The following is a 16950-nucleotide window of genomic DNA, read 5'->3' as shown; positions in this document are numbered from 1 at the left end:
CCGACACTGCATCTCTGCCCTGCCGGTGAAGGGGGTTCTAGGCCCACTCGCACCCGCCCGCAACACCTTTTTTGAAAATTCTAAAAAATTCTCGAAAAGAGTCTGCCGCACCGCGGCGAAACTCGTCATCAACCCTTTAAACACTGGGGTTAAGGCGCAATCAACGCATCGGGTTTGTTGATTATCCTCTCTGATCACTACAATGGAGCGGCCCGAATAGAGTCATAAATACTATATAAGACGAGTCACCCTGCCGCGACTCGCGACTCGTCATGCCGATATATTCAGGTGAAGAAACTAATGAGGCCGCGTCAGCACGAAAATCGCGGCGGCGCCGAGGCAGATCGCCTGCACGGCAATGATTGTCGCGGACAAATCCATAATCACACTCACACACAAGATCGCAGCCATCGCGGTGCAAGCAGCAATCTTGTAGCGCGGCGCAATCGCACCGTTCGCTTCCCAATCAGCAATTATCGGTCCAAAAATGCGATGCCCGACAAGCATTTCTCTTAATCGTGGTGATCCTTTGGTGAAAGCAAACGCTGCGAGCAAGACAAGTGGTGTTGTGGGCAAGAGAGGCAGAAACACTCCCACTATCCCCAAACCCAATGCCAGAAGACCAAACCCTAGCCACACTAACCGCACCAGATGGCCTGCGCCCGATCTGAGAGAAGATCGTTTCATCAACATTGGAAGCCGCTCGTTGTAACCATCTTCCCAAGCTAGGACGCGCAAGCGTTGAAGTAAACGAAGGGAGCTGCTGGTGCGGCCAACTTGCTTGTTGAGGTTTTTACCAACTCACCTTATTCCCAACGCAACGCGGCAGCTATGACCATCGGGGGGCGAGCATGACTATTTGGCGCAAATCAATCGGGGCGATCGCTGTAACGGCAATCCTGTCAGGCTGCGCCTTGCCGCGCGGTGCCGCTTTGCAGTCCGAGATCACCAAGAATGCAGATGATGAAAATGCGCAGTTTGCGGTGCACCCTGTTACCAAGAATTTTCTTCCGCGCTATGCCAAGTGGCCGTCAACCGGCGGCGTTAGCCGTTTCAGCTGGATCAGCAAACAGCGTGGCCCGATTGGGCGCGTGATCCTATCCGGCGACAAGATCAACATCGCGATCTGGGACAGTGATGAAAACTCGCTGCTTACTGCACGCGAGCAAAAGGTCGCGCAGCTTCAGACAATCAGCGTATCAACCAACGGATCGGTGTTCGTGCCATATGTGGGATCGGTCACCATTGGTGGCATGACCGACAGCGCAGCCCGCGAGAAAATTCAAGACGCACTTCTGGCAGTGTCCCCGTCCGCGCAAGTTCAACTGAGTTCTGTCGCGGGTACGCGTCACTCGGTCAGTATTGTTTCTGGCGTGAATAGCCCCGGCACATTTCCGATCGAAGAACGCGACATGACAGTGTTGACCGCCCTATCGCTGGGTGGAGGAGCTAAAGACCGTTTCGAAAATCCTCAGATCCGGCTTCTCCGCGGCAATGACACCTATGCTATTTCGCTGGACAGGTTGCTCAAATCACCGGCCCTCGACACGACACTGCGGAGCGGTGACAAAATTGTGGTGGCGGAAGATGAAAGCTATTTCCTTGCGCTTGGCGCTTCCGGTAAAGAAGAACTTATAACATTCCCGAAAGAGCATGTAAGCGCACTGGATGCTGTGTCTTTGATGGGCGGCCTGTCTGACAACCGCGCCAATCCAGAGGGAATATTGGTCCTGCGAGAGTATAGCGCAAAGGCGGTTCGCGCCGATGGCGTTTCCGGCCCCGAAAACGAGCGGGTGGTCTTCACGATGGACCTGACATCTGCAGATGGGCTGTTCAGCGCTGGCAAGTTTCGTATCCACCCGAAAGATGTCGTCTACGCGACCGAAAGCCCTGTCAACAATGCACGCACGATAATTGGCCTGATCGGCTCCGGATTCGGTATCGCCAACCAAGTCAACTAGGGGGCTTTCCTGTGTCGCGGATTGCACTTTAGTCGTCACGTCGAGCGCCTGTCTGACGTCAGAGTCTATGGGGCAAAACAGGGTGATTTGATACGAAAGTGTTCTTGGCTCATCGCAACCACTGAAGAGTGGAAGATGGGACAGATAACCGGAACACGCAAAGGCTCCAGCAAGAGGATCGTCGAAGATATCAAACGAACTTCGCGCAAACACCACTCATCCGAAGAGAAAATCCGCACGGGTTGGTCGGGCTGCGTGGCGAGGAGAGCGTGCTGATCTATACCGTCGAGTGCGCATTTCTCAGGGCATCTAATACAAATGGTCCAAGAGCTTCATGGAAGCCTGTAAACGGCGTCTGGCAGGCGATATAACGCATGCTGCGAACACCGATGACTTCAAGGAACTGCGCCGTGAAGCAGAGAACCTGAAGGAGTTGTCGCTGAACATACGCTGGAACTCCGTTTGCTCAAAAAAGTATGACTGTCTGGGTATCTCGTCGAGTGTCTGCAGGACAAAGGCATGAATCGCTCTCGCGGTACGCATCACAATGCTGAAACCAACGAAGATGCAGGTAACCTTCCGAATCGAAAGCAATGAAAACCGAAACTTCTAATCCAAATATTGCAAGGGTGGAGCACATGCCGCGCGCGACAAGTGCCGCTAATTGATCGTCGCCACAGAGGTGCCACAATGGCAACTGAGGCCTGACACAATACCGCCTCAGACCCGTACGACCTTGGTATGAAACACCTAAAACTTCAGGGGAACGATATCGATTTGCAACCATGGGTGTATATCGAGTTCCCTCTGCCACCGTCAGAGTCAATCTCATTCCGGGTCACTTCCGACCCAACAATTAATAGTGAGACACGACATGACACTGACACGCACAGCTATCAAATCCATCACCCGCCGCTTTTGCAAAGACGAAGACGGTGCCACCGCAATCGAGTACGGCCTTTTCGCCGCACTCGTGGGTGCCGTAATCGTAGCAAGCGTTGCTACTTTGGGTACGGAAACCAACCGCGGGTTCAATACCATGGGCGGCGCGCTGAAGACTGCGAATGACGCAGCAGAAGCTGCCGCATCCTCCGGTAGCTAACTTCGCGAATCCAAAACGGTGCGCGTGTTCGCACGGGCACCGTTTTACTCTCCCCGTTTCAGAGCAAGGATAATCAAGATGCCTTTCGATTCCTCCGCATCGCAGAGCACCATTCAATTCGTCGCTTACGTTTGCACCGACCAAGGCGCAGCAGTTGCGCGATCCTTGGTTGAACGCAGCGGCGGTAAAAGCGACAGGTTGCACGGTGGCGGTCTCAGCGGGGCTGCTCGATTATGCTCAGATGTTCCACCCGCTCAATTCGTCCTTACAGAGATAGGTAACATTCCGGTCGAGATGGCTTGCGAATGCGTAAGCGAAATTCGTCGCTCAGGTGCAAACGTAATCGTTCTGGGTGAGCAAACCGATATCAACACTTATCGCGCCTTGCGAAAAGCCGGCGCTTTGGAGTATTTCACGTTTCCTGTAAACGCCGACGAAATTCTCGCAGTTCAGGGCGAGGAAACCGTTCAAATCGAGCTGCCTCGACCTCCTGCACAATGCCCGTCGATTGCTGTGATTGGTAGCAATGGTGGTGTTGGCTCAAGCCTGCTCGCACAGAACCTCGCCTTTCATGCAGCCTCGTCACAAGGTGCGAATCTTCGCACAGCCCTGCTTGATGCCGACTTATTTTTTGGCTCGCAGGCAATTGATCTGGATCGTGATGAAACGCCGGGTCTGTTCGAGGCACTCAAAGCACCAGACCGGATCGACCAAACATTTATTGGCGCAACAATGGACCACGTATGCGATCATCTTTCGCTCTATTCCCACCAAATTCGCGTTGGCCAAGACCCTCAATCCTATGAAGCGGGCCTGTCGCGGTTGTTCGCGCCACTGCGTACCGAATTCGACACTTTGGTGACAGACTTGCCGCGCAACACGCTCATGCAACACCCAGATATTGCGGACCAGATAGAGGCGCTGATCCTCGTGATACCCGCCGGGTTTTCCGGAGTGAACGCGGCAAGCCGTCTGATTGAACGGATCAAGATCCAGACCCCGAAGATTCGAATTTTGCCAGTGTTGTCGGAACTGCGACGCGATGCGGCGCTGTCGCGCAAGGACGTCGCCAAGACCATTGGTCATGACGTTATTGCGACCCTGCCACGTTGCGACACCGTCGTAATGCGAGCACATCGCGCTGCACGCCCTCTGATCGAAAGCCAGCCTCGAAGCCCATATGCCAAGGAAATCCGCGCAATTTGGAATGCTGCAGTTGCTCGTACGCCCGCAACTGGTGACCCCGTGCGGCGTCCCCTTATGAAAAGAATTTTTGGATGACCCTACATATTCCACAAGCATCGTTGCGCGAAGCACTGTCGCAAGTTCTGACAATCGCCAAGCAGATCGACGCCGAAGGTTTGTCCGCTGCAGAACGAGCGAACGTTGCAGTGTCCTATGTCGTGGAAAACTCGAGCGCGCCTTGGCCACTTGCCTTGCAACGTCAAATATTATCTGACGCAACCAAGGCGTTACAACCTGACATGCAAGCACCGGTTGCAACGGAACGCCCCCCTGCTCCGCCAATTGCGACACCTTCCAAAGCAGAGGGAACGTCTTCTCCTGCACCAAATGAAGTTTCGTCCGGACTAATGGCGCTCTCAAACGAGGTCGTACAGGCGTTGTCCGAAATTCTCGACTTTTCCGACTTGGCCGGACAGCCGCGGTCAGAGCAGGAGACTCTGATCCGCGACAGCATTCGCGAATTGTCGGAAGACCGGAAGATGCACCTGAATGGGCGCGAAGTAACCAACCTTGTGAACGCCGTACTGGCTGACATGCTGGGTCTTGGTCCGCTGGAGGCTCTACTTGCTGATGATCAGGTGACAGACATCATGGTCAACGGTCCGCACCAGGTCTTTGTGGAAAAATCCGGCAAACTGGAGCTGACCTCGATCAAATTTCGCGACAATGCTCACGTGTTTGCCGTGGCCAGCCGCATTGTATCCGCAGTTGGGCGCCGTATTGACGAGTCCCAACCCATGGTTGACGCCCGCCTGAAAGACGGCAGCCGAGTGAACGTTGCGGTACCTCCGCTGGCGATCGACGGCCCGACCATCACGATCCGCAAATTCCCCTCAAATCCCGTCAAACTAGACGCGCTTGTCGAGGGAGGCAGCTTGACCTCTCAAATGGCAGCGTTTCTAGGGCTGGCGGCGTTTTTGCGGCTAAACATCCTCATCTCTGGTGGTACAGGCTCTGGCAAGACCACGCTGATGAACGCGATGTCCCAATACATTCCCGCAGGCGAGCGACTTGTGACAATCGAGGACGCGGCAGAACTGCGTTTTCAGCAGCCACATGTCGTGCGCTTTGAAACCCGCCCGCCTAATGTTGAAGGCACGGGAGAAGTGACCATGCGAACGTTGGTACGCAACGCACTTCGCATGCGCCCCGACCGCATCATTATCGGTGAAATTCGCGGCGACGAAGTGTTGGACCTGCTGCAAGCGATGAACACTGGCCATGACGGTTCAATGAGCACATTGCACGCTAACTCCCCGCGCGAGGCACTAACCCGTGTGGAAAGCATGGCAGCCCTTGCTGGTTTCGCACCAGGGACAGGAGTGGTGCGCCGCCAGCTAACCGACGCGGTGCATCTGATCGTGCAAGTCTCAAGAATGCGAGACGGTAAGCGGCGCATCACGTCGATCTCGGAGATAGCTGGTCTCGCAGGCGATGCGGTCACCTTACAAGAATTGTTCACCTTCGACACCGACCCGTCCAGTACACGCACCGAGGTGAAAGGCGAGTTTCGCTATTCCGGATATCGCCCAAAATTCGCGACGCGTGCTGCCGAATACGGAGTTGGAGACGAACTTGACGCTGTGTTGGGAACTAGGACATGACAATTATCATTATTCTGTTCGCTGCCAGCTTCTCAGTTTTTGCCGGGCTTGTTCTGTGGGGCCTAGTGCATATGGATCGCCTGCGCCGCCGTCATCAGGCACGCCTTCGTCGTGTTCGCTCTGACGTATCTCATACCCCTGCGAAGGCTGCTAAGCGCAAGACATCCAACAAGGCTGACAAGCACAGCTTGTTCGCGCGCATCGAGCGCGATTTGGCGCAAACGAGCCTTCGGCTGAGCCTCGTAGAGCTTTTCGTACAGTTGTCTCTGTCAATATTGGGCTTGTATGCGCTTTGCGTTCTGGTCCTGAGTTTGCATCCTTTGATGGCACTCCCTGTGGCGACAATTTTACCCCTGCTCACTGCGTCATTGGCCTTGCGTATTGCGAAAGCTCGCTACCGCGCAGCCTTCACTGCCGAATTGCCTGAAGCTCTTGATATTTTTGCACGCGGATTGCGTGCGGGACGACCAGTCTCGGACTCGCTCGCCATTGTTGTCGACAATGCGAAAGGACCAATCCAACGCGAGTTTTCCCGCTGCCGCGATGAAATGCGCATGGGGACAACGCTGGCGGACTGTCTTTCACGGTTGGAAGCAAGAATACCGACCCCCGAGGTCAGCTTTTTCTCTGTTGCAACAGCGTTGCAGTCTGAAACAGGTGGCAACCTGATCGAGACCATGGAAGGCCTAGCAAATCAACTGCGCGAACGCCGCAAACTGCGCAAGAAGGCCCGCGCCCTGTCATCCGAAGCACGTGCCAGCGCGTTGATCCTTGCCTCCCTGCCCTTCGCTGTTGCACTCGTGATCGCGCTTCTGAATGGCGCATATCTCGAGCCCCTTTATGCCGATCCACGCGGCCGCATCATGTCGGCTACCGCAGTCACCAGCATTGGGTTTGGCGTTCTGCTGATGGCCAAAATGGGGAAGCTTGATGTTTGATTTCATTGCTCACAATGTTTTCGCGGTCGCCTTTATCGGTCTCGTCATTTCCATGCTGGGTTTCGCCGCGTTGCTTCAGACCGAACGCCAGCGTACCAGTTTGACAGCACGCCTAAACCGCGCCGTTGGCACTGCTCCAAGAGCCGTCGCTGAAAGGCCTCAAGGCGGAAGCCTAGTACATGCAGGTGACCGGTTGCGCAAAGTTATCGTGCTGATGGGCGAGCGACTTTCTGTCGTACTCGGTGGCGAGGCTCGCACCACAGCTGCAGCCCTTTCGTCAGCAGGTTACCGGAGCCGGGATGCATTGTTGATATACGCCTTCCTGAAAACCGTTCTGCCACTGATTACCGTTGTGATTGGAATGGTCTGGGTGCTCGCAACAACGCCGATAGATCTGACGATGCTAAAGCGCATTGCGATCGTGATTGCTACGGCGCTGGCGCTTTCGAAGGGGGTAGACATCGTTGTGGATATACAACGCAAGAAGCGACTTGCCCGCATCCGCCGCGGCTTTCCAGACATGCTAGAACTGTTAGTCATCTCATCCGAGGCAGGCCTTGGCCCGCAACCTGCGCTGCATCGTGTGGCAACTGAGTTGACAGCGACCAGTTCAGAACTTGCTCATGAAATTCTGCAGATGGTCTCCGAAATGCGCATGACCAATGACCGACGCAGCACGTATGACCGTCTGAACACCCGTGTTCCGCTACCAGAAATTGGCGTTTTTACTCAGACGCTTGACCAATCCGACACCTATGGAACGCCCTTTTCCCGCGCCATGCGCACGCTGATTTCGGAGCAACGCTCGAACCGCTTGATGGCTGTCGAGGAACAGGCGGCGCGCTTGCCGGTCATCATGACTATACCGCTGATTTTCTGCATCATGCCTGCTGTCTTCGTGGTGCTTGTCGGCCCTGCTGCACTTAGCGTTTTTGACAACATCATTTCGGGAGGATGACTTCAATGATCCATCGCCTTTCCCATCACATTGCCCGCTTTCAACGTGACCTGTCCGGCGCTGTGGCTGTCGAGTTCGTCCTCATCGCCCCGATCTTGCTCACCTTGTTATTTGGAACTGTGACGTTGGGATATTTCATCGGCATCAACCATTCCGTTAACCAACTGGCAGCAGGTGCCGCGCGGGCATCGGTTGCAGGGCTCGACCAAACAGAGCGCAATTCACTAGCAGATTCCTATCTTTCGCAGGTCGGTACGCGTTATCCGCTCTTAACTGCAGAAGCTGTGACACCAATAGTGACGTTTTCCGGTTCTGATCCCGAGGGCATTACCGTCAATGTGAGCTATGCCGTTGATGGGTCGCTGCTGGGTATCGCTAACGGGTTTCTCGGATTGGGAATCGAAACCATCGACGGGAGTGCTTATCTTGCCTACTGACCCCATCACGCAATTTTCTGAAAATGAAGACGGCACCGTGGCGGTGATCGTGTCTTTGTTACTGACGGTTCTCTTGGGCTTTGTCGCACTTGGGGTCGATGTTGCATTCCTCTACCGCGAGCGGGCGCAATTACAGGCCGTCAGCGATTTGACAGCTGTGAGCGCAATAGCTCAACCAGAAGACGCAATTAGGCGCGTGGATCTTGTTCTTGCGCGGAACGCGACGCCCCCCGACGCGGTAGAAACTCTTCAACCGGGACGCTTTTTGCGCAATCCCGCAATCGCTCCTCAGAACCGTTTCACTGCATTGCCCGAGGGCAGCCCTGGCATCAATGCTCTGCGGGTCGTGCTAATAAACGATGCACCGCTGCATTTCTCGCGCGTGTTCACAGATGACACCCATATCGCATTAAACCGCACGGCGCTTGCAACACGCACGGGCGCCGGCAGCTTTTCACTCGACAGTCACATTGCGAATCTCGACGTCGCAAGCCTGAACCAGGCGCTGATGCAAAGCTATGGTGCCAGCGCATCTCTTAGCCTTGGTGACATGCAAGCTCTCGCCAATGCGAACATTGACCTCGGTGAACTCCTATCGACACTAGATAGCCAAACAGGCAGCCCTTCACGCAACCCTGCAGAGGTGCTGAATGCCATCACCTCGGCGGGTGAACTGCTCTCTGCGTTACAATCTTCGCTGCCATCCGAGCTTGCAAACCGCCTCGGTGCCATTACCAATGCGGCAGGTGCCTCGGCGTTTGCAGTGTCAGACCTTGTAGATGGGATCGACACCGATCTGGGCTTGACCGCCACCGATTTTCTGTCCGAGATCGACATCTCGGCGTTAGACGTTATCAAGGCACTGGTCGGGGCCTCCTCCTCAGGTCAGGATATCGGCCTTTCGACCGACATTTCCCTAGAGGGGATCATTTCGGCTTCCACCACACTTGTTATGGGCGAGCCTGCCGCAGATTCCGGGTGGATTGCCCTTGGAGAAGAAGGTGTTCAATTACATCGAGCGGCTGTGCGATTGCAATCAGAGCTAGAAATTGAACCTAACCTGCTGGGTAATCTCGGAATCGGCCTTCAACTCGCCAATATCCAGCTTCCCGTCTACACAGAACTGGCTGGGTCGACAGCATCGTTGGATCGGCTTGGCTGCCGCATCACATCACCAAATGACATCGCCGCGTCATTCTCGACGGCGAGCACCGCGTTGCACCCTGCCAATGGAACATCTGTGGCTGCGCTCTATCTGGGGACACTCGGGAGCGATGTGACGAGCACAGATCCGATCGACCCCAGCCAACTCGACTTTGCCGATCTGCTCGAAGTCGCGGTCGTGATCGATTTGCCGCTTTTGCCTGCGATCACGATACCCGGCATCACGATACAAGCACGGTCCCATGTCACCGTGGGCGCGTCACAGGTGCAGACAATCACTTTCACGCACTCAGAGGTCGAAAGCGGCGTGACATCCAAACAATTTGGCTCTGGTCAAATCTTATCCACCGCGGTTAGCAATCTGCTTTCTCCGGAAAACACCGAACTGCGTCTCAAGCCGGGTCTGGAGAACTTGTTATCCGGACTAGCGGGTCCGGCCATCACTGGACTGCTTCAGGTGCTCCCTGCCCGTTTGCTATCCGGACTGACCGCGCCCGTGGATGGGGTATTGGATGCAACACTAACAGGTGTTGGTCTGGAACTGGGCGTGGGAGAATTGACCCTGACAGGTCATCACTGCGAGCCAATCCGGCTGGCACGTTAGAACGGTGGGGTATGAGCAGAAGATTTGCTCGCCGAGGTGACTAAGGCAACAACAAAAGCCGACCCGAAGGCCGGCTCTGGAGTTGCACCTCAAGGCGCGTACTAACTGGCGTTTTTGGTGCGGCCTGAAAGCGGAAGAGCCTTGCGTGTGAAGACCTGGGTCCTCGCGGGTTCTGGTTCATTTGCCATCGCGCAAACTTCGTCAGTGACGAAGGCAATCAGTTGGTAACGGGAATCCAAACCTGACTTATGATAAATTTTGCCCAACTGAGATTTCACTGTTGCAATCGCGCAACCCCGCATGTCTGCGATTTCACTGTTAGAGAAGCCTTTCGCCACGAAAATCGCGACATCCGCTTCTGCCTGTGACAGCCCCCAGTCGGGCGCATTGCGTAAGATTACTGTTTCCTTTGCGACGGGTTCACCCGCACCAGGAGTTAGTTTTTCCTTGCGTTGTCGGCTCAGGTACGCGCGCAACTGCACGAAGCTGACATAGCCAACCAATGCCGTTAATCCAAAAAATAAAGCGAAAAACCAGAAACCATTGCCGGACCGACATCAACATTAGGCATCGCAAACTTCAGCACAATGAAGGTCTTTAGCGCCGCGATCGCTGCTACTAAAACAAACCCTGACATCCAGATACGTGACATAAAATCGCTTCCCTCGCTAAACTCTTATCATTGTATCAAGTTGGGAAACATTTGTGGCGTAAATATGATGAGGATTGTGCCTTTTTCCTTGAAGCAACACGACCTTACGTCACTTTTGCAGATGCATCTTCACACGCTTAAAAAGTTGGCAGGATCACACGATCTCTTCAGCGACACCCGGTAAGTTCCGTCCGAACTGGCGCGCTGGAGCCACAGCATAAGGCAAAATAAAGCTGACCCGAGAAGAGGGCGCAGATCTTTGATTGGCCAGCGCGAGATCACGCCATGCAGAGACTGCGGTCGCGGGATCGAAAAATTTTTCTGTCGCCTCCTTGCGCAACCAGTGCTCGAAGCATCGCTCTTTCAGTCGTAACACGTCACTCTTTTCATCAAACGAAACTCCGACTTCGGTATCCCATCTCATGCTGCGCCCGTTCAGGTTCGCTGATGACACGATCGCTAAGTCCTCGTCGAATATCGAAACTTTTGCATGAACATAAATCAGCGGTGCATCATACAATGCCGCCCTCGTGGTATCCGACGTCGGTCTTGTTTGCGCGACGGCGACAACGAACAAGCGGTGGCCGAAGGCATCATGCAATTGGTCCAGGCATTTTGCCTGCAAATACTCCCCGTATCTAGCATCACTTCCCTCAGATTGCTCGAAGGCAACGTCATCAGGTGCCGCAGGAAGAACCAATATCACGCCGAGATCAGGGTTAGCACGGCCCGCAGCACAGAGTACTTTCGCAAGCTTCGTATCCCGAAAAAATTGAGTTTCCAGATATATCAACCGTTTCGCGTCTCGAAAGCCTTTCTCATGCGCAGTCTCGATTTCGTTCAGGACAGTGCGTGGCGATAGATACGGCGTGCTAATTTGGCGTGGCATCGAATAGGTTCGCAGCAGATCGGGAAACGGCTTTTTCAACACGGATTGATCACGCATCACGAACGCCTTTAGATAAGTATGAGCAGATTTTGCACGGGCCCCGCCGACCATCACCTGCACATCGTGCCATGTCTGTTCACTTGCCTGATCATGATCCAGCGTATCAAAGCGTCGTTCGTCCACATCCAGCCCGCCCACGTAGAGGCGCACCCCATCAAACACTGCCAGCTTTTGATGATGAGTAGCGGGAAATGAGTTGGGCGGGGGAAATATCCGCGCGCGAAGCTGGCAATTGGTCCTTTTCAGCAATGGTCGCAACGCGGGTAAATGCTCCATCTCAATCTCGCGTTGGCCGTCCGGTAATTCCCGCAATCGCGCTGCGTGGCGCCGCACCTCCAGATAGGTCCGCGGCCATAACAACAAGCGGGGGAGCATCCCCATCTGCGCGGGATGCATCTCGGATTTGATGTCAAACAAATCAGAGTCGCCCACAGAGTCACGAAAGCCTTTCACCGACACATGTGTGGCGCGATGAAGATCAGTTCCTACAATCGGATCAAAATCCGAAATTCGCAGCGTGACCCTCACTCCCTTGCTAACCACATGCCGCACCAGATCGCCCCAAGTCTCGCCAATAGCGCGCCCGGCCTCAGAACGAAGTCGGGTCTTCGGGTCAAATACACGGAAAGAACCGATGACCTCAGATCTGGCTTCCAGAAAAGCGCGCTCAAGCGCGGGATATGCCTCGCTTGCCGTCAAATAAAACTCGGGCTTATTGGTGCCAGCCATCAATAATCCAAAGGTTCGTGCGAAAAATCGGCAATCGTGAACGTCGCGCTGATTTTATAATCAGCCTCGGCGTCTTCAATAGACACTTCAGCCCCCAACTGAATAGAAAACGAACGCACCAGCTTGGCACCAAGCCCCGTTTGCTCGACATCATCGATGTCAACCAGTGCACGGCCTTTCGAATTCGCCACACTCAGCGTCGCAGTGCCATCGCCATTATCCGCAAACTTGATGTCGATCCACGGTCGACCTTGCGCAGGCTTACCAACATATTTCAGCGCATTGGTCACCGCTTCAGACGTAAGCAAGGACAGCGGTACAGCCTGGTCGGGATAAAGGGTAACGTCCTCAATCTCTTTGCTAATTTTAATATCAGTGCCCGGGGCGACACCGACAGACAGCATCTGTGCAACAACATCCGACAACATCTCTCCGGCATTCAGGTTGTTCAGATTGTCTGTCTGGTAAAGGTTGCGATGCACAGTCGCGAGGCCAAGGATACGGTCCTGCAGTCGGCCCAGCACAGCTTTCGTTTCAGAACTGCGCGCCTTGCGCATGTGCATATTCATAATCGACGAGATCAGCTGCAGATTGTTTTTAACGCGGTGATGCACCTCTTTGAGCAAGATGTTCTTTTCGCGCACAATTTCTTCCATCGCGGCTTCATCCTGCAGCAGCGATTGCGCCATCGACACAAAGTCATTTTCCATTGCCCGCAATTCGAAGGCCATGGACTGGCTATCTTGCGCAGTTTCATGCGGGACGGTCCGCTCTTTTGCGAACTGGTCCATCTGGCTGCGCAACCGCCGGATGTGCCGCAGCACCAAGCTGTGCAATGCCATGTAGGCAACAACGAGGCTCGCAACCCACATCAACAATGGGAACAGGCTGGCCGATCTATTGAAACTGGCGGCTTTCAAATCCGGTGCGTCACCATCCCAGATACTCAACGCGTAAACGGTATCTTTGATTATTGGTGTGGTGGTATAAATTCGATTGTCTTTGTTATTCTGAAATTCGCGAAACGCCACTGGTCCTGATCCGACAAGCGTTTTCAAACTCCGATCAATGGGAAGACGATCCGGCGCGCTGGTCAAATCGAGGGTTGATGTCAAAACGTCGCCATCATTGTTGTAGGTAATAACCTCAACCGGACTGAGTTCAGCCTCCGCTTCTGAATTAATCTCAAGACCGTCGTGCGGGATCGATACGACCACGTAACCTTTAAAGACTTCGCCTTCAAAAACCGGATGCACCACAACGATCACTGAGGTCTCGGACACCTGCCCTGCAACCCGGATGTCGACAAAGGGCTGAGGGCTGGACTTGGCCTTTAAAAAAATCGGGTTATCCGAAAAATCGAACGACTTGTGCGAAGTCGAGCAATTCATCTGACCCGTCTCATCAGGGAAGCCGATCAGTGAAAACTGTTTCGACTTGATACGGTATTTATTCAGTAAGTCGTAACAAGCCTGTGGGTCATCTTTGATCATCGGAAGTACAGTCGAGAACGCCTCTGCAGCGGCAAAGGCGCGCTGAATTGTTTTGCGTTCTTCCGCCGCTGCGAGATCTGTCCAAGCGATCAACGCCAATTCCAAGCGCTGTTGTGCCTGCTGATTGACCGCTCGGCTTTGATTGACGGCGATTAGCCCGATTGGCAACAATGCCAACGACAAGAACACGACCACCTTAAAGGCAAGGGTATCAAATCGGCGGCGCAATCGGTCGAATTTCATACCCTTTACCTTAGTTAAACGGGGGACGCGCCGCTGGCAGTAATCACGGCCATCGTTGCATTGTCCGTCAATTCCAAGGATTCGTCATCTTGCAGATTCAGCAGTTCACTCAGCCGTGCACGGCCTCTGTTTACGCGGCTCTTGATTGTGCCGACAGCGACGCCGCAGGTTTCAGCTGCTTCATCATATGAAAAGCCAGACGCACCAACCAAAATCAACGCTTCACGCTGCTCATCATTTAGCTGTGCGAAAGCTTTCTTGAAATCTGTCATCTGCAAATTTCCGTCGTGAGATGGCTTGACTGAAAGCGTCTCCGTAAACACACCTTCACCGTCCGAAACCTCGCGATTCAGCTTTCTACGGCTTGAATAAAACGTATTGCGCAGAATCGTGAACAGCCAAGCCCGAAGGTTTGTGCCTGCTTGGAACTTGTCGATATTCGTCCATGCCTTAACAATGGTGTCTTGCACCATGTCATCCGCGGTCGCCGGATTGCGGGTCAAACTGATTGCGAACGCTCTTAACGCTGGCAGATGCTCTACCAACTCGTCGCGTGGGTCAGGGGCGCTCATCGTGACACATCCGAACCGTCATCATCGCTCTGCGACTTCAGCTGAGATAGCAGATCTTTAAAGCGGTCGGGAATTTCTTCGTTGACGACTTCCTCGTAGACCCGCTTTAGATTCTCATCTATCTGCTTCTCGCCTCGTATTTTTCTTTCATCGCTCGCCATGAGGCACCAAGCCCTTCAATTAAATTTGACACTCTAGGGAACCAAACGCACAACGTAGGCGTTAGGTTCCGAAAATAGTTCGAACAAGGGAAAAAAATGTCTGACAGCTTAGATAGGTCTGAACTCATCGGAACACATCTTCCGTTTTTGCGCCGCTATGGCCGTGCGTTGACCGGAAGTCAGAGCAGCGGTGATGCGTATGCCGTTGCGACATTAGAAGCAATTTTGCACGATGCCACCATCTTTGACGAGGTCGGTGACCCGCGTGTTGGCCTCTTCAAGGTCTTTCACAGCATCTGGACAAGTTCGGGCGCCCCCGTCAACATCGAAGAAAGCGGCCCGCGCGCTGCCGCTCAGGATCACTTAAAGGATCTTACCGTGAACACGCGTGAAGCCCTTTTGCTTAACACGATAGAAGAGTTGAGCTTCGCGCAGGTGGCTACGGTCATGGACATCAAGCAAGATGAAGCCGAGGAACTCATTATCATCGCCAAGCGAGAAATGATGGAGAGTGTTACCGGTCGTGTGATGATCATTGAAGACGAGCCGATCATCGCGGACGATATTGAAGCCATCGTTGAACATCTCGGCCATGACGTGGTCGGTATCGCACGGACCCGAACGGAGGCTGTTGCACTTGGAACCAGCGAAAAACCCGATTTAATCCTTGCGGATATCCAACTCGCCGACAACTCCTCTGGCATCGACGCGGTCAACGACCTGATTAGCGCTCTGGGTGACGTACCTGTTATTTTCATCACGGCATTCCCGGAGCGTCTGTTGACTGGTGAAAAGCACGAACCGGCCTTCCTGATAACCAAACCGTTCAACGACGAACAAGTCCGATCCGCAGTTAGTCAGGCAATGTTCTTTGCCTCGACTCAAACCCTCAAAGCCTAGAAAATGAAAGCCCTGCCGAATGCTGGCGGGGCTTTTCTTCACAGGTCGCCGAGAGCGCCTTCATAATACAAGATGCCCTTTCGTGAAACGCCGCCCGCGCTGTGGCCATATCCTCGGTGACCGGGTCATACTCTGCCCCATCCAGCTTGATCAATGCATGCAGACCGCGCGAGACGCGCTGGTGACCGCGGCTTAAGTCAGCACTCATATCACCAGCACTTGGAATTTCAGCAAGGTCCTCGACGACCGAGTTCTCCATGACATCCGTCATACTCGTCGGTGCAAGTTGGCCCAAAGCACGTTTACGCTCTGCCAGCTCGTCGGCAGCGGCAAACGTGTCTTCGTAGTACTCTTCGGTCAAGTTGTGCAGCACAAAGAAGAGCGGTTCTTTGACATTCCAATGGTACGCATGGGTATTGAATGTCAGCCAGTAAGTATCTGCACCCATGTCGCGCAGTCCATCTGCCATGCAGGATGCACTATGTACGCCGATGTTGATGACGGTCGATGCTGGAATGTTACTCAGACCTCGGTCATTGCATTTCCTTTCCGTTGTCTGATTGGTTCAAAGATTGCTCAAACCTTTCGAACCAGTCGTACGATGAGAGTTGCCACGAAGAGCGCTAAGAAGATGAAAAACAGGATTTGAGCTATGCCGGCGGACGCGCTGGCGATGCCTCCAAAACCGAAAACTCCGGCAATTATTGCGACGACGAAAAAAACTAAAGCCCAGTATAACATGGTGTTTTCCTTTCAGATAACGTTTTGATTGTGTGATCTTTGATGCTTGCCCAACTAGGCGACCTTCCCCGAAGTTCCCCAAAAATAATTGCGAAACATCGGGAACGGTCGGTGCTCTCACCGCGTTAGTGGGTGAAACGAAGCAATTGAAAGGAAGCATCATCATGGCACGCTCTAGCGCGAAAGTTGAAGAACTCAAAACCCCGACCAGCGACGACATTGCCGAACAGCTCGCTGTCCTAAAATCTGACATCAGCGGTTTGACCGACATCATCGCCGAAATGGGCAAAGGCAAGGCATCCGATCTATCCCAAGCAGCGAATGCAACTGCGCGTGCGGCGCGGGAGCAAGGCGCAGAGCAGCTGGAGCGCGCAAAGGAGCGTGCCGCTGACCTGCAGGGTCAGGCAAACGACTTCGTTACAAAACAGCCCGCAACAGCTTTGGCAATTGCGGCAGGCGCCGGCTTCCTGATCGGCTTCATGAGCAGCCGTCGTTGA

The 16950-nt window shown here is 53.9% G+C and carries 20 protein-coding genes; 11 read left to right on the top strand and 9 right to left on the bottom strand.

Annotation, left to right across the window (positions count from 1 at the left end):
- On the top strand, window positions 1–181 hold a 181-nt coding region (locus BDE40_RS18315), incomplete at its 5' end, for a hypothetical protein (protein ID WP_211342445.1).
- 116 nt (window positions 182–297) lie between these two features.
- Here the strand turns inward: BDE40_RS18315 and BDE40_RS15295 are convergent.
- Complete coding sequence (locus BDE40_RS15295; protein WP_246030470.1) at window positions 298–687, bottom strand: DUF454 family protein; 390 nt, start codon at window positions 685–687, stop codon at window positions 298–300.
- A gap of 164 nt (window positions 688–851) precedes the next feature.
- Here BDE40_RS15295 and BDE40_RS15290 point away from each other — a divergent pair, with 164 nt between their 5' ends.
- The 8 genes from BDE40_RS15290 to BDE40_RS15255 all read left to right on the top strand — a co-directional run bounded on the left by BDE40_RS15290 (window position 852) and on the right by BDE40_RS15255 (window position 10013).
- Complete coding sequence (locus BDE40_RS15290; protein ID WP_134015931.1) at window positions 852–1961, top strand: polysaccharide biosynthesis/export family protein; 1110 nt, start codon at window positions 852–854, stop codon at window positions 1959–1961.
- An 874-nt stretch (window positions 1962–2835) separates the two neighbouring features.
- The gene (locus BDE40_RS15285; protein ID WP_134015929.1) at window positions 2836–3063 is read left to right on the top strand and encodes a Flp family type IVb pilin; all 228 of its coding nucleotides are present in this window, start codon (window positions 2836–2838) and stop codon (window positions 3061–3063) included.
- Between the two features lie 78 nt (window positions 3064–3141).
- Window positions 3142–4344: a CpaE/TadZ family protein gene (locus BDE40_RS15280; RefSeq protein WP_134015927.1), complete on the top strand. Its 1203-nt coding sequence runs from the start codon at window positions 3142–3144 to the stop codon at window positions 4342–4344.
- Window positions 4341–5912, top strand: coding sequence for a TadA family conjugal transfer-associated ATPase (locus BDE40_RS15275; protein WP_134015925.1), 1572 nt, complete (start codon window positions 4341–4343; stop codon window positions 5910–5912). Before BDE40_RS15280 ends, BDE40_RS15275 begins: the two co-directional genes overlap by 4 nt.
- On the top strand, window positions 5909–6850 hold the full coding sequence (locus tag BDE40_RS15270) for a type II secretion system F family protein (RefSeq protein ID WP_134015923.1): 942 nt from the start codon (window positions 5909–5911) through the stop codon (window positions 6848–6850). Before BDE40_RS15275 ends, BDE40_RS15270 begins: the two co-directional genes overlap by 4 nt.
- Window positions 6843–7808: a type II secretion system F family protein gene (locus BDE40_RS15265; RefSeq protein ID WP_134015921.1), complete on the top strand. Its 966-nt coding sequence runs from the start codon at window positions 6843–6845 to the stop codon at window positions 7806–7808. Before BDE40_RS15270 ends, BDE40_RS15265 begins: the two co-directional genes overlap by 8 nt.
- A 5-nt stretch (window positions 7809–7813) precedes the next feature.
- On the top strand, window positions 7814–8245 hold the full coding sequence (locus tag BDE40_RS15260; RefSeq protein ID WP_162848107.1) for a TadE/TadG family type IV pilus assembly protein: 432 nt from the start codon (window positions 7814–7816) through the stop codon (window positions 8243–8245).
- Window positions 8235–10013, top strand: a complete 1779-nt coding sequence (locus BDE40_RS15255; RefSeq protein WP_162848106.1) for a pilus assembly protein TadG-related protein — start codon at window positions 8235–8237, stop codon at window positions 10011–10013. Before BDE40_RS15260 ends, BDE40_RS15255 begins: the two co-directional genes overlap by 11 nt.
- A 101-nt stretch (window positions 10014–10114) precedes the next feature.
- Here the strand turns inward: BDE40_RS15255 and BDE40_RS15250 are convergent, their stop codons facing one another.
- The 6 genes from BDE40_RS15250 to BDE40_RS15230 form a co-directional block, all read right to left on the bottom strand.
- Window positions 10115–10516 carry a helix-turn-helix transcriptional regulator gene (locus BDE40_RS15250; RefSeq protein WP_134015915.1) on the bottom strand — a complete coding sequence of 134 codons (402 nt, stop codon included), beginning with the start codon at window positions 10514–10516 and terminating at the stop codon, window positions 10115–10117.
- 5 nt (window positions 10517–10521) lie between these two features.
- Complete coding sequence (locus tag BDE40_RS18250) at window positions 10522–10665, bottom strand: hypothetical protein (RefSeq protein ID WP_162848105.1); 144 nt, start codon at window positions 10663–10665, stop codon at window positions 10522–10524.
- A 154-nt stretch (window positions 10666–10819) separates the two neighbouring features.
- On the bottom strand, window positions 10820–12343 hold the full coding sequence (locus BDE40_RS15245; protein WP_134015913.1) for a phospholipase D-like domain-containing protein: 1524 nt from the start codon (window positions 12341–12343) through the stop codon (window positions 10820–10822).
- Window positions 12343–14079, bottom strand: a complete 1737-nt coding sequence (locus BDE40_RS15240; protein WP_134015911.1) for a sensor histidine kinase — start codon at window positions 14077–14079, stop codon at window positions 12343–12345. The genes BDE40_RS15245 and BDE40_RS15240 overlap by 1 nt, the downstream gene beginning before the upstream one ends.
- Before the next feature lie 14 nt (window positions 14080–14093).
- Entirely contained in the window at window positions 14094–14651 is a 558-nt protein-coding gene (locus tag BDE40_RS15235) for an RNA polymerase sigma factor (RefSeq protein WP_134015909.1), read from the bottom strand.
- On the bottom strand, window positions 14648–14812 hold the full coding sequence (locus BDE40_RS15230) for a NepR family anti-sigma factor (RefSeq protein WP_134015907.1): 165 nt from the start codon (window positions 14810–14812) through the stop codon (window positions 14648–14650). Before BDE40_RS15230 ends, BDE40_RS15235 begins: the two co-directional genes overlap by 4 nt.
- 96 nt (window positions 14813–14908) lie before the next feature.
- Here BDE40_RS15230 and BDE40_RS15225 point away from each other — a divergent pair, with 96 nt between their 5' ends.
- Window positions 14909–15712 carry a response regulator gene (locus BDE40_RS15225; protein ID WP_134015905.1) on the top strand — a complete coding sequence of 268 codons (804 nt, stop codon included), beginning with the start codon at window positions 14909–14911 and terminating at the stop codon, window positions 15710–15712.
- On the opposite strand, the gene BDE40_RS15220 is transcribed toward BDE40_RS15225, so the two are convergent.
- Window positions 15702–16181, bottom strand: a complete 480-nt coding sequence (locus BDE40_RS15220; protein ID WP_134015904.1) for a Dps family protein — start codon at window positions 16179–16181, stop codon at window positions 15702–15704. The two genes, BDE40_RS15225 and BDE40_RS15220, sit on opposite strands and share 11 nt — an antisense overlap.
- A gap of 107 nt (window positions 16182–16288) precedes the next feature.
- Window positions 16289–16453, bottom strand: coding sequence for a DUF1328 domain-containing protein (locus tag BDE40_RS15215; RefSeq protein ID WP_073146129.1), 165 nt, complete (start codon window positions 16451–16453; stop codon window positions 16289–16291).
- A 164-nt stretch (window positions 16454–16617) separates the two neighbouring features.
- Between BDE40_RS15215 and BDE40_RS15210 the strand changes: the two genes are divergently transcribed.
- Window positions 16618–16950 (top strand): DUF883 family protein, encoded by a 333-nt coding sequence (locus BDE40_RS15210; protein ID WP_134015902.1) that lies wholly within the window; start codon window positions 16618–16620, stop codon window positions 16948–16950.

It is taken from the genome of Litoreibacter halocynthiae (assembly GCF_004365635.1).
Classification (GTDB): domain Bacteria; phylum Pseudomonadota; class Alphaproteobacteria; order Rhodobacterales; family Rhodobacteraceae; genus Litoreibacter; species Litoreibacter halocynthiae.
Note: the sequence above shows the minus strand (reverse complement) of the source record. Positions and strands in the feature narration are given on the sequence as shown.